Here is an 11403-nt window from a genome sequence, read left to right as displayed (position 1 = left end):
GGCCCGACCTGCCGCTGCTGGTGCGCGCCGGCTGGGCCTGCGCACCGGCCAATGCACACGCCGAGGCCAAGGCCGTGGCCCACCATGTGTGCACGCTGCGCGGCGGCGAGGGTGCGGCCCGCGAGTTCTGCGACCTGCTGCTGATGGCCAGCGGACGCTACGCCCGGCTGCTGCAGGGCCATTTGCAGACCCTGGACGACGGCCGCGCGGCGGCCGGGGCCTGAAGTGGGCGGCGCAGGCCCTACCGACGCGCGAACCGGCCTGGGCCGCATCGAGGTCGGCGCGCCGGCCGGGCGGCCGCGGCTGTCGCGCTGGGCCCAGGCGCTGGACCGGCTCACGGCCTCGCTGCCGGTGGTGCTGATGGCCGTGCTGGCCGGCCTGACCTACTGGCTGGTGCGCAGCACCCCGGTGCCCGAGATGCCGGGCGAAAACCGCCCGCCGCGCAGCGACCCCGACTACGTGATGCAACGCTTTTCCGTACAGCACTACAGCGGCGCCGGCCTGCCTGGCCTGCGCCTGGAGGGGCGCACCCTGCGCCACTATCCCGATACCGACCGGCTCGAGATCGACGAGGTGCGAGTGCGCCATACCGACGCGAACGGCCGCGTCACGGTGGCCACCGCGCGCCAGGCCCAGGCCGAGGGCGACGGCAGCCTGGTGCGCCTGGTCGGCGGGGCCCGTGTGGTCCGTGAGGCCGGGGCCGACCCGGCGCGCGATCCCCTGGACCAGCCGATGGAGTTCCGCGGCGAGGAGCTGCAGTTCTTCGTCGATGCGCAGCGCATCGTGTCGGACCTGCCGGTCACGCTGGTGCAAGGCGCGATGCAGTTGTCCGGCCAGGCCCTGGTCTACGACCATGCCCGGCGTGTGCTCGAGTTGCGCGGCGGAGTGCAGGGCGTGTTGCCCCCGGCGCGGCACAGCGGGGGTGCCTCATGAGCCGGCCGCTGGTGTACATCACCGGGGCTTCCAGCGGCATCGGCCAGGCGCTGGCGCAGCGCTTCCACCGCGCGGGCTGGCGCCTGGCTCTGGTGGCGCGCCGCGCGGCCGAGACCGAGGCCTGGGCGCGGGCCCAGGGCTGGACGGCCGAGGACTGCGCGGTATATGCCGCCGACGTGCGCGACGTGCAGGCCCTGGCCGCCGCCGGCCGCGCCTGCATCGAAACCCAGGGACTGCCCCAGGTGGTGATCGCCAATGCCGGCATCAGCGTGGGCATGGACACGGCCATCTTCGACGACCTGGACGTGATGCGCGCCACCCTCGAGACCAATGTGCTGGGCATGGCCGCCACCTTCCATCCCTTCATCGAGGGCCTGCGCGCACGCCGCTCGGGCCGCCTGGTGGGCATCGCCAGCGTGGCGGCCATCCGCGGGCTGCCCGGCCATGGCGCCTACTGCGCCAGCAAGGCCGCGGTGGTGAACTACTGCGAAAGCCTGCGCGGCGAGATGCGCCCCTACGGTGTGCCGGTGGTGACCCTGCTGCCCGGCTACATCGACACCCCGCTCACCCGCGAGAACCGCTACCCCATGCCCTTCCTGATGAGCGCCGAGGCCTTCGCCGAGCGCGCCTTCGCCGCCATCGACGCCGGCACCAGCTACCGCGTCATCCCCTGGCAGATGGGCGTGGTGGCCAAGCTGCTGCGCGCGCTGCCCAATGCCTGGTTCGACCGGCTGTTTGCCGGGCGGGCGCGCAAGAAGCGCAGAGGGGAGTGAGGACCCTCACAGGCACAGCAGGCTGCCCGGCACGAGGTGCCAGCGATCCTTGGTGAAGTGGCCCCGCACGAAGGTGTTCGCCACGAAACCTTCGGTGACGTCCTCCTGCACCACGTTGAGCGAGCAGGCCCACGCGTCGACGACCTGTCCGTTGGGCGCTTCCACCTGATCGGCCTTGCAGGCTCCCTGCAGCACGGCACGGTGATGCTCGGGGTGATCCAGCGCCTCTCCCAAGACCTGCGCCAGCCGCTCCCGGAGCGTGAGCCGGGCGTCGAGCGCTTCGTTGGACATGCAACCCGAGCCGCGCAGCGATGCGCTGCCCTGGCTCAGGAAGAGCTGCACCATCTGCGCCCCTCGCGGCGGTTGGGTGGGATCGATGGCCACTCGCTCGCCTGTCCAAGGGTCGATGGGAGCGTGCGCGCAGCCTGCCAGCATCAAGGCGGCTCCGAGCTGCCACAGGTGCGTTCTCAACAATAAAGCCTCACGGCTGCCTTCACGAGCAGTGCAGTGTGTGGGGCAGCAGCTCCCAGCTCGACCGCGTGAACGAGCCCATGATCAAGCCTCCCTGTTGAGGGCGCCTGCGGGCATCGGTCGTTTCGACATGGAAGGAACAGACCCACACGTCCACCAGCGATCCGTCGGGCCGCTGGGCTTGGCCGGGCTCGCAGATTGTTCGCATCGACAGGTAGTGTTGGGCCGACATCCTCACGCCATATCCCAGCAGCATCGACAGTTCCTCGCGCAAAGTGCGGCGTTTGGCATCCGGCGAGTTGTCGCAAGGGGTATTGGCACTGGGCTGGTGAGCGTTTTCGAGGAAGAGCTGAATGAGCTGCGCACTCTCCGGGGGAACAGAAGGGTCGATCGTGGCTGGACGTCCGGACCTGGGCTCGAGGGGGGAAGACAGTAGCCCAGGTGGCAGCGCGAGGCTTCCCACAAGCAACGTGACCCTGACGGCAAGGAGGAGCGCTCTCATGACAGGCTCCCGTAGTAGAACTCGACAGGATCTCCGGCGAGCTGGTACTGGCGACGAAATGTCGTTCGGAAATCCACCACACGTTGACTGACGACTTGGTCGCTGCGATTGCTGTAGTGCCAGACGGTATCGGCCAAGTGGATGCCCACGTGCTTGGCCCTGGACGACCCCATGACCAGCCGATGACCCAGGCGCCGCATGTTGCTGCGCCTGCACACAAAGATCAGACATGCCTGGAGATGCGCGGGACGCTCGTCCCAGGGGCCGACATCGTGCGAGCGGTTGAAGATCTCGTCGACACGGATGCAAGCGCCTTTTTCGGGGCGCTGCTTTTCCGCCAGCGTGGCGTTTTTGCAGGTGGCGCCGAATTCATAACCCATCAGGTGGCTGACCAAGTGGGCGCAGTGGTTGGCGCCATCGTTTTTGCCGAGAGCGAAAGCGCAGAAGTCGCTGATGTGCTTGCCGACGGCGTCGGCCAGCGGCACGGTGGTGTGCAGCATGGAAAGTCCTCTCTGACTCTTGTGGTGCATCGCGCCCGGCAGGCGCGAAGGCATTCTAGGAATCAAGGCCTGCAAATGACTGTGTCGAGCCGTAAGCGGCTGTGACAGGCCCTCGCGACGGATCTTGGCGCGATCGGCACACAGCGCCGGGCATCGGCGCTATCGTTGGGGCCGGGCCATCCGCCGTGCGATGGCTGGGAGACGCACATGCCCACTCGCATCGAGACCGATACCATGGGCCCCATCGAGGTGCCGGCCGACCGCTACTGGGGCGCGCAGACGCAGCGCTCGATCCAGCATTTCAGGATCGGTGTGCCGCGCTTCGTGTGGACACGCCCCCTCATTCGCGCCCTGGGCCTGCTCAAGCTGGCGGCCGTGCGGGCCAATGCTGAGCTGGGCGAGCTGCCGGCGGAGCTGGTGGCGCTGATCGAGCCGGCTGCCCAGGAGGTGGCCGATGGGCGGCTGGACGAGCATTTCCCGCTGGTGGTGTTCCAGACCGGCTCGGGCACGCAGTCGAACATGAACGCCAACGAGGTGATCGCCAACCGCGCGATCGAGCGCGCCGGCGGCGTGCTGGGCAGCAAGCAGCCGGTGCACCCGAATGACCATGTCAACCGCGGGCAGTCGTCGAACGACACCTTTCCCACCGCGATGCACATCGCCGTGGTGGAGCAGCTCCACGAGCGGCTCTTCCCGGCGGTGCAGGCGCTGCGCCACACGCTGGAAGTGAAGGCCCGCGCCTACGAGCACTTGGTGAAGACCGGCCGCACCCACCTGCAAGATGCCACGCCGATCACCCTGGGCCAGGAAATCGGCGCCTGGGTGTCGCAGATCGACTTCGGCCTGCGTGCGGTGCGCCAGACGCTGGACGGTCTGTACGACCTGGCCATCGGCGGCACGGCCGTGGGCACCGGGCTCAATGCGCACCCGCGATTCGGCGAGCGCACGGCCTGGCACCTGGAGCAGCTCACCGGCCACCCCTTCCGCAGCGCGCCGGACAAGTTCTTCGCGCTGGCCGCGCACGACGCGCTGGTGCAGTGCTCGGCGGCGCTGCGCACGCTGGCCGGCGGGCTGATGAAGATGGCCAACGACGTGCGCTGGCTGGCCAGCGGGCCGCGTTGCGGTATCGGCGAGCTGCGCATCCCCGAGAACGAGCCGGGCTCGTCGATCATGCCTGGCAAGGTCAACCCTACGCAGTGCGAGGCCCTGACGATGGTGTGCGTGCAGGTCTTCGGCAACGATGCGGCGGTGGCCTTTGCCGGCACCCAGGGCAATTTCCAGCTCAATGTGTACAAGCCGGTGATGGTGCACAACGTGCTCGAGAGCATCGATTTGCTGGCCGATGCCTGCGAGAGCTTCGATCGGCATTGCGCGCAGGGCCTCGAGCCCAACGAAGCGGTGATCGACGAGCACCTGGAGCGCAACCTGATGCTGGTGACGGCGCTGAACCGCCACATCGGCTACGACCGTGCTGCACAGATCGCCAAGGCCGCGCATGCGCATGGGTTGACGCTGCGCGAGGCCGCGATCGAAAGCGGCTTCGTCAGCCCCGAAGACTATGACCGCTGGATCGACCCGCTGGCGATGACGCGGCCGGGCTGACACCCGCAGCCGCCGCGCTTGTGGCACCATCGCGGCCGATCATGATCGATGTCGTCGTCTTCTTCTTCCTGCTGGGCGTCTTCGCCCGCCTGGTGCGTTCGGACCTGCGCTTGCCCGAGGCGCTGTACGAGACGCTGTCCATCTACCTGCTGCTGGCCATCGGCCTGAAAGGCGGCATCGAGCTGTCCCGACAGCCCTTGATGACGCTGCTGCCGCAGGTGGGGGCCACGATGGCGCTGGGGCTGCTGATTCCGTTTGCGCTGTATCCGGTGCTGCGCGCGCTGCGCCTGAGCATGGCCGATGCGGCTTCGGTGGCGGCCCATTACGGCTCGGTGAGCGTGGTGACGTTTGCGGTGGCCAGCGCGGCGCTCACCCGCCAAGGCATCCCCTATGAGTCCCATGCCTCGCTGTGGGTGGCGGTGATGGAGGCGCCGGGCATCATTGCCGGCATCTTGCTGGCGCGGCTGTCGCGGCTGCGCGAGGTGCGGTGGGGCACGCTGGCCCACGAGGTGGCCTTCGGCAAGAGCGTGCTGCTCTTGGTGGGCGGGCTGTTGATCGGCGCGATCGCCGGCGAGGCGGGCACGGCGCCCATCCGTGCCGTTTTCGTCGAACCCTTCAAGGGGGTGCTCGCGCTGTTCCTGCTGGAGCTGGGTTTGGTGGCCGGCGCCCGACTCGCCGAGGTGCGGCGCTTCGGTCTGGCCGTCATCGGCGTGGGCCTGATCGCCCCGCCGGTGCTGTCGCTGGCCGGGGCGGCGGTCGGGTTGATGCTGGGTCTGTCCACCGGCGGGGTGGCGCTGCTGGCCACGCTGGCGGCCAGCGCGAGCTACATCGCTGCGCCCACGGCCATGCGCATCGCCGTGCCCGAGGCCAATGCCGGCCTGTCGATCACGGCGGCCCTGGGCGTGAGCTTTCCCTTCAACATCCTCGTGGGCATCCCGCTGTACATTGCCTTGGCGAAAGCCCTGACCGGAGCCTGAGCATGGCCCTGACCAAACACCCCCGCACGCTGTTGGTGATCATTGCCGAGGCCGCGCTGGAAAAGCAGCTCGTGGCCGACATCAAGCGCCTGGGCGCACACGGCTACACCGTCTACGACGTGCGCGGCGAAGGCAGCATGGGCGTGCGCGAAGGCGCCTGGGAAGCCGACCGCACGATCGAGATGAAGGTGATCTGCGAGGCCGCCGTGGCCGACCAGATCGCCGAGCATGTGCTCCAGCAATACGTGCCGCACTTCGGCGTGACGATGTTCTTCGCCGACGTGCAGGTGTTGCGCCCGCACAAGTTCTGAGCGCCCCCGCCAAACAAAACGGCGAAGCCGAAGCTTCGCCGTTTTGTGTGTGAGGCACGGGGGTTCAGTAGCCGCCGCGACCACCGCCGCCGTAGCCGCCGCCACCCCCACCATAGCCGCCACGGCCGCAGCCGCCGTAACCCCCGCGGCCGCCGCCACCGCCGAAGCCACCCCGGCCACCGCCACCGCCGAAGCCGCCCGGACGCGGTTCGCGCGGGCGGGCCTCATTGACGACGATCGCCCGGCCCGACAGGGCCTGGCCGTTCATCCCGTTGATGGCCGACTGGGCCTCGGCGTCCGATCCCATCTCCACGAAGCCGAAGCCCTTGGAGCGGCCGGTGTCGCGGTCCATCATGACCTTGGCCGAGGTGACCGCGCCGAACTGGCTGAAGGCCTGGTTCAGGTCTTCGTCGCGGATGGAATAGGCGAGGTTGCCCACGTACAGCTTGTTGCCCATCGAGAGAGCTCCTTTCTATCGCTCATCGTTCAGTTGGAGCTTCTACCCGTCGAGAACCACTCACGCCTAGGCGCCGCATCCACACAGAGACCCGACCATTATGGGCGAGCGGCCTGCGAATGGGAGATCCAGGTGTGAAAAAGTGTTGTTTTCCCGGATCGGGTTTATCCGGAGAATGCGGGCGCTCCCCGCTTTGGTGCGTCGCGGGCGGCGGCGGGAATGAGGCAAGATCAGGGCATGACGGTGCCCACCCGCGACTCCCCTCGCATTGCCAGCCTGGTGCCCTCGGTGACCGAGCTCCTGTTCGACCTGGGCTTGGGGCCCTGGATCGTCGCGCGCACCGGCTTTTGCATCCATCCGCGCGAGGCGGTGGCGGCCGTGCCCAAGGTGGGCGGCACCAAGGACGTGAAGCTCGAGGCCCTGCGCGCGCTGGCGCCCACGCACGTGGTCGTCAACGTCGACGAGAACGAGTGGCCCACGGTGCAGGCCCTGCACGAGTTCGTGCCCGAGGTGATCGTGACGCACCCTTGTGCGCCCGAGGACAACCTCACGCTGTATGAGCAAATGGCGCAGGCCTTTGGCGCCTTGCCCGGGGTGCACGAGCGGGCCCAGGCCCTGGCCACCCGGCTGCGCGAGGGGCTGGCCGCCCTGGAGGGCGCCGGCCCCTGGCCGCTGCAGCGGGTGTTGTATTGCATCTGGCGCGAGCCCTGGATGACCGTGGCGCGCGACACCTACATCTCGCGGCTGCTGGCCTGCGTGAACTGGCAGACCTGGCCCGAGGTGACGGGGGGCGCCCGGGGCGCAGCCCGCTACCCGGTGTTCGACTGGGACGAGGCCCGGCGGGCCGGGGTGGACACGGTGCTGCTGTCCAGCGAGCCCTACCGTTTCGGCGGCCGCCACCGGGAGGAGGTGGCGCAGGCGCTGCCTGGCGCGCGGGTGCTCCTCGTCGACGGCGAGATGCTGAGCTGGTATGGCAGCCGTGCGGTCGCGGGCCTGGCCTACCTCAAGGCGCTGGCGCAGACCGGCGAGCCTGCGTCCGGCCGGTGAGCGTCGACGGACGGTAAACCCTCGTCGCCCCTGCGGGGCGGGGCCCTGCCTACAATGAGTTCATGATCTCGCGCGAACCCACCCTCGAACGCCTGGCGGTTGCCCGCTCGCTGCTGCTGGAGCCCTTCGGCCTGGACGAAAACGCCCTGGCCCGCGCTCTGCGCACCATCGGCGAGCACCGCATCGACGACGCCGACCTCTACTTCCAGTACACGCGCAGCGAGGGCTGGAGCCTGGAGGAGGGCATCGTCAAGTCGGGCAGCTTCAGCATCGACCAGGGCGTGGGCGTGCGGGCGGTCTCGGGTGAGAAGACGGCCTTTGCCTACTCCGACGACATCTCCGAGGCGGCGTTGCTCGACGCGGCGCGCACCGTGCGCACCATTGCCGCGGCCGGCCAGAGCCGCCGCGTGAAGGTCGACCGGCCCCAGGTGGCGGGCAGTCGCACGCTGTATGCACCGATGGACCCGATCGCCACGCTGGACAGCGCGCGCAAGGTCGAGTTGCTGGAGAAGGTCGAGCGCCTGGCGCGTGCACGCGACCCGCGCATCGTGCAGGTGATGGCCGGCCTGGCGGGGGAATACGACGTGGTGCTGGTGGCGCGCGCCGACGGCACGATCGCGGCCGACGTGCGTCCGCTGGTGCGCCTGAGCGTGACGGTGATCGCCGAACAGAACGGCCGCCGGGAGATGGGCACGGGCGGCGGGGGTGGCCGCTTCGGGCTGGGCTATTTCCACGACGGGGTGATCGAGGGCTATGTGGATGACGCGGTGAAGGCCGCGCTCACCAACCTCGAATCGCGCCCGGCGCCGGCCGGCGAGATGACCGTGGTGCTCGGCCCGGGCTGGCCCGGCGTGCTGCTGCACGAGGCCATCGGCCATGGACTGGAGGGCGACTTCAACCGCAAGGGCTCCAGCGCCTTTTCGGGCCGCATCGGCGAACGCGTGGCGGCCAAGGGCGTGACCGTGCTCGATGACGGCACCCTGCCTGACCGGCGCGGCTCGCTCAACATCGACGACGAAGGCCACGTCACGCAGCGCAATGTGCTGATCGAAGACGGCATCCTGCGCGGCTACATCCAAGACAGCCTGAACGCCCGCCTGATGAAGGTCCGGCCCACCGGCAACGGTCGGCGCGAGAGCTATGCCCATGTGCCGATGCCGCGCATGACCAACACCTACATGCTCGGTGGCGACAAGTCGCCCGAGGAGATCGTCGCTTCGATCAAAAAGGGCCTGTATGCCGTGAACTTCGGCGGCGGCCAGGTGGACATCACCAGCGGCAAGTTCGTGTTCTCGGCCAGCGAGGCCTACTGGGTCGAGGACGGCCGCATCCAGTACCCGGTGAAGGGCGCCACGCTGATCGGCAACGGCCCCGATGCGCTCACGCGCGTCAGTCTGATCGGCAACGACATGCGCCTGGACAGCGGCGTGGGCACCTGCGGCAAGGAAGGCCAGAGCGTGCCGGTGGGGGTGGGCCAGCCCACCTTGCGCATCGACGGCCTTACCGTCGGCGGCACGGCCTGACACACCGGCCCCGCCCCGGCCCCATGCGGCGGGCGTGAAGAGTTGCCGAGAGCTTTTGCACGGTGCGGCCCACCAGCAGCCCGGCAGGCTTGATCGGGGGCGGGTCAGGCACTACGCTGGCAGGCCCGGCACTGCTCTCGGCCGGGTTGCCATGTCCGACCCCGATGCCCCTCCGCCCGAGCCGCCGCGCGCGCCGCCCGACCCCGAGCTGGTCGAGCGGGTGGAGCGCGTCAACACCGAGCTGATGAAGTTCGTGCGCCAGGTGCGCACGGCCAGCCCGCCGGTGCGCATGCGGCTGCAACTGGACATGCGCGAGCGCCTGGAGCGGCAGCGGCGCGACCTGCTGGGCCGCCACAGCGTGTTGCCCGAGCAGCTGCGCCACTATGCCGTGACCTTCACCGAGGTGCAGTGGATGCTCGACGTGTGGATCGACGCCTCGGCGCGCGAAGTGGACGAACCCCTGCTGCGCCGCGAGTTCCTGGACGTGGCCTCGCGCATGCTGGGCGAGCTCGAGGTGCTGCGCGCCCCCGACCCGGCCTTGGAGCCGCCGGCACGCCGGCCGCTGTGGTGGTCGGCACTCACGCGCGGGCTGCGGGCCGCAGGCGGCGAGGAGCCGCCCCCGCCGCGGCCGGGCGAGCCCGACATCCTCCTTTGACGTGGCGCAGCCGCCACGTGCCGTCTTGACGCAGCGCCGCAAACCCGTGCTACATTAACCGCATGGCTCGCGCAACGACCTTTTTCTTTGCCTACTTTTGGTTCTCGCACCGCACCGGCGGAGGAGAGGTCAGCGCGTAACTGCAGCCCGCAACCGAATCCCAGAAAACCGCCGGAAGCCCTCCGGCGGTTTTTTTTCGTCCCTGGGACCGCCGCGGCAGGCACCGGCCCGCACCCCTGATGATCGAGCAAGGAGAACGCACCCCATGAACGCCAAGTCCGCCAGCGCCATCGAGGGTTGGTATGCGCCCGTCGACCGTACCTCCCAGACCGACGACGAAAGGATCAAGGACGTGACGCCGCTGCCGCCGCCGGAGCATCTGATCCGCTTCTTCCCCATCCGCGGCACGGCCATCGAGACCCTGGTGTCCGAGACCCGCCAGCGCATCCGCCGCATCATGCAGGGCAAGGACGACCGGCTGCTGCTCGTGATCGGCCCGTGCTCGATCCACGACCCGGCCGCCGCCGTCGACTACGCCCGCCGCCTGCTGGCGCAGCGCGAGAAGTACGCCGACACGCTGGAGATCGTGATGCGCGTGTACTTCGAGAAACCCCGCACCACGGTGGGCTGGAAGGGCCTGATCAACGACCCCTACCTCGACGAGAGCTTCCGCATCGACGAGGGCCTGCGCATCGCGCGTCAGTTGCTGGTGGAGATCAACCGTCTGGGCATGCCCGCGGGCAGCGAATTCCTCGACGTGATCTCGCCGCAGTACATCGGCGACCTGATCAGTTGGGGCGCCATCGGCGCGCGCACCACCGAAAGCCAGGTGCACCGCGAGCTGGCCTCGGGCCTGTCGGCGCCCATCGGCTTCAAGAATGGCACCGATGGCAACATCCGCATCGCCACCGACGCCATCCAGGCGGCCAGCCGGGCGCACCACTTCCTGTCGGTGCACAAGAACGGGCAGGTGGCCATCGTCGAGACCAAGGGCAACAAGGACTGCCACGTCATCCTGCGCGGCGGCAAAACCCCCAACTACGACGCCGCCCATGTGGAGGTCGCCTGCAAGGAGCTGGAGGCCGCCAAGCTGCACCCCTCGCTGATGGTGGACTGCTCGCACGCCAACTCCAACAAACAGCACGAGCGCCAGCTCGACGTCGCGCGCGACATCGCCGCCCAGGTGGGTGGGGGCTCCAGGCGCATCTTCGGGGTGATGGTGGAAAGCCATCTGCAGCCGGGCAACCAGAAGTTCAACGCCGGCAAGGACGACCCGGCCCAGCTCGAATACGGCAAGAGCATCACCGACGCCTGCCTGGGCTGGGACGATTCGCTGCAGGTGCTGCAGGTGCTGTCCGACGCCGTGAAGCGCCGGCGCGGCTGAGACCGGGAACTTCCGGGGCGCCGCGGCGGCCCAAGCAGACGATCGCCCTGCCGGAGCCTGCCATGTCCTCGTCCCGTCTTGTCTGGCCGCAGCGTCGGCGCCACCTGGCCACCGGCGTGGGACTTGCCGCCGCCTGGCTGGCCGGGCCGGCGCTGGCCTCGTCGCGCCGGGGGCTGCCGGCCATGACCGAAGGGCCCTTCTACCCGGTGCGTCGGCCGCTGGACGACGATGCCGACCTGACCCGCGTGAGCGGCCAGGGCGCCACCGC

Annotated in this window: 12 protein-coding genes and 3 pseudogenes; 11 read left to right on the top strand and 4 right to left on the bottom strand. The window is 69.3% G+C overall.

Annotation, left to right across the window (positions count from 1 at the left end; all coding sequences use genetic code 11):
• From ACK42S_RS11140 to ACK42S_RS11130, 3 genes and pseudogenes are all read left to right on the top strand, one after another.
• Nucleotides 1–224, top strand: a pseudogene (locus ACK42S_RS11140) (3-deoxy-D-manno-octulosonate 8-phosphate phosphatase); the annotation flags it as partial.
• A gap of 1 nt (nucleotide 225) precedes the next feature.
• On the top strand, nucleotides 226–933 hold the full coding sequence (lptC, locus tag ACK42S_RS11135; RefSeq protein WP_409707097.1) for an LPS export ABC transporter periplasmic protein LptC: 708 nt from the start codon (nucleotides 226–228) through the stop codon (nucleotides 931–933).
• Nucleotides 930–1706 (top strand): SDR family oxidoreductase, encoded by a 777-nt coding sequence (locus ACK42S_RS11130; protein WP_409707094.1) that lies wholly within the window; start codon nucleotides 930–932, stop codon nucleotides 1704–1706. The genes lptC and ACK42S_RS11130 overlap by 4 nt, the downstream gene beginning before the upstream one ends.
• Before the next feature lie 6 nt (nucleotides 1707–1712).
• On the opposite strand, the gene ACK42S_RS11125 is transcribed toward ACK42S_RS11130, so the two are convergent.
• The 3 genes from ACK42S_RS11125 to ACK42S_RS11115 all read right to left on the bottom strand — a co-directional run bounded on the left by ACK42S_RS11125 (nucleotide 1713) and on the right by ACK42S_RS11115 (nucleotide 3179).
• A complete protein-coding gene (locus tag ACK42S_RS11125) occupies nucleotides 1713–2177 on the bottom strand; it encodes a hypothetical protein (protein ID WP_409707091.1) in 465 nt (154 codons plus the stop codon).
• Nucleotides 2178–2199: 22 nt separating this feature from the next.
• Nucleotides 2200–2385: a hypothetical protein gene (locus ACK42S_RS11120; protein ID WP_409707088.1), complete on the bottom strand. Its 186-nt coding sequence runs from the start codon at nucleotides 2383–2385 to the stop codon at nucleotides 2200–2202.
• Nucleotides 2386–2675: 290 nt separating this feature from the next.
• The gene (locus ACK42S_RS11115) at nucleotides 2676–3179 is read right to left on the bottom strand and encodes a hypothetical protein (RefSeq protein WP_409707085.1); all 504 of its coding nucleotides are present in this window, start codon (nucleotides 3177–3179) and stop codon (nucleotides 2676–2678) included.
• A 207-nt stretch (nucleotides 3180–3386) separates the two neighbouring features.
• Here ACK42S_RS11115 and fumC point away from each other — a divergent pair, with 207 nt between their 5' ends.
• From fumC to ACK42S_RS11100, 3 genes are read left to right on the top strand one after another with little or no spacing between them, the layout of a single operon-like run.
• Complete coding sequence (gene fumC / locus ACK42S_RS11110) at nucleotides 3387–4781, top strand: class II fumarate hydratase (RefSeq protein ID WP_409707082.1); 1395 nt, start codon at nucleotides 3387–3389, stop codon at nucleotides 4779–4781.
• 41 nt (nucleotides 4782–4822) lie between these two features.
• Nucleotides 4823–5758, top strand: coding sequence for a sodium-dependent bicarbonate transport family permease (locus tag ACK42S_RS11105; RefSeq protein WP_409707079.1), 936 nt, complete (start codon nucleotides 4823–4825; stop codon nucleotides 5756–5758).
• 2 nt (nucleotides 5759–5760) lie between these two features.
• On the top strand, nucleotides 5761–6069 hold the full coding sequence (locus tag ACK42S_RS11100; protein ID WP_409707076.1) for a P-II family nitrogen regulator: 309 nt from the start codon (nucleotides 5761–5763) through the stop codon (nucleotides 6067–6069).
• 70 nt (nucleotides 6070–6139) lie between these two features.
• Here the strand turns inward: ACK42S_RS11100 and ACK42S_RS11095 are convergent.
• Nucleotides 6140–6526 (bottom strand): annotated as a pseudogene (locus tag ACK42S_RS11095) (RNA recognition motif domain-containing protein); the annotation flags it as partial.
• A 237-nt stretch (nucleotides 6527–6763) separates the two neighbouring features.
• Between ACK42S_RS11095 and ACK42S_RS11090 the strand changes: the two are divergent.
• The 5 genes and pseudogenes from ACK42S_RS11090 to ACK42S_RS11070 all read left to right on the top strand — a co-directional run.
• Complete coding sequence (locus ACK42S_RS11090; protein WP_409707073.1) at nucleotides 6764–7573, top strand: helical backbone metal receptor; 810 nt, start codon at nucleotides 6764–6766, stop codon at nucleotides 7571–7573.
• A 62-nt stretch (nucleotides 7574–7635) separates the two neighbouring features.
• The gene (gene tldD, locus ACK42S_RS11085) at nucleotides 7636–9096 is read left to right on the top strand and encodes a metalloprotease TldD (protein WP_409707070.1); all 1461 of its coding nucleotides are present in this window, start codon (nucleotides 7636–7638) and stop codon (nucleotides 9094–9096) included.
• A gap of 151 nt (nucleotides 9097–9247) precedes the next feature.
• Nucleotides 9248–9751 carry a hypothetical protein gene (locus ACK42S_RS11080; RefSeq protein WP_409707067.1) on the top strand — a complete coding sequence of 168 codons (504 nt, stop codon included), beginning with the start codon at nucleotides 9248–9250 and terminating at the stop codon, nucleotides 9749–9751.
• A 265-nt stretch (nucleotides 9752–10016) separates the two neighbouring features.
• The gene (locus ACK42S_RS11075; RefSeq protein ID WP_409707064.1) at nucleotides 10017–11135 is read left to right on the top strand and encodes a 3-deoxy-7-phosphoheptulonate synthase; all 1119 of its coding nucleotides are present in this window, start codon (nucleotides 10017–10019) and stop codon (nucleotides 11133–11135) included.
• A 62-nt stretch (nucleotides 11136–11197) separates the two neighbouring features.
• Nucleotides 11198–11403, top strand: a pseudogene (locus tag ACK42S_RS11070) (hypothetical protein); the annotation flags it as partial.

This window comes from Caldimonas sp. (assembly GCF_046289365.1).
GTDB lineage: Bacteria > Pseudomonadota > Gammaproteobacteria > Burkholderiales > Burkholderiaceae_C > Caldimonas.
Note: the sequence above shows the minus strand (reverse complement) of the source record. Positions and strands in the feature narration are given on the sequence as shown.

What these genes read in the sequence shown, in the direction of transcription:
- fumC (WP_409707082.1), top strand. Translation starts at nt 3,387, where the DNA reads ATGCCCACTCGCATCGAGACCGATACCATGGGCCCCATCGAGGTGCCG.
- ACK42S_RS11105 (WP_409707079.1), top strand. Translation starts at nt 4,823, where the DNA reads ATGATCGATGTCGTCGTCTTCTTCTTCCTGCTGGGCGTCTTCGCCCGC.
- tldD (WP_409707070.1), top strand. Translation starts at nt 7,636, where the DNA reads ATGATCTCGCGCGAACCCACCCTCGAACGCCTGGCGGTTGCCCGCTCG.
- ACK42S_RS11080 (WP_409707067.1), top strand. Translation starts at nt 9,248, where the DNA reads ATGTCCGACCCCGATGCCCCTCCGCCCGAGCCGCCGCGCGCGCCGCCC.
- ACK42S_RS11100 (WP_409707076.1), top strand. Translation starts at nt 5,761, where the DNA reads ATGGCCCTGACCAAACACCCCCGCACGCTGTTGGTGATCATTGCCGAG.
- ACK42S_RS11090 (WP_409707073.1), top strand. Translation starts at nt 6,764, where the DNA reads ATGACGGTGCCCACCCGCGACTCCCCTCGCATTGCCAGCCTGGTGCCC.
- ACK42S_RS11130 (WP_409707094.1), top strand. Translation starts at nt 930, where the DNA reads ATGAGCCGGCCGCTGGTGTACATCACCGGGGCTTCCAGCGGCATCGGC.
- ACK42S_RS11075 (WP_409707064.1), top strand. Translation starts at nt 10,017, where the DNA reads ATGAACGCCAAGTCCGCCAGCGCCATCGAGGGTTGGTATGCGCCCGTC.
- ACK42S_RS11115 (WP_409707085.1), bottom strand. Translation starts at nt 3,179, where the DNA reads ATGCTGCACACCACCGTGCCGCTGGCCGACGCCGTCGGCAAGCACATC.
- ACK42S_RS11120 (WP_409707088.1), bottom strand. Translation starts at nt 2,385, where the DNA reads ATGCGAACAATCTGCGAGCCCGGCCAAGCCCAGCGGCCCGACGGATCG.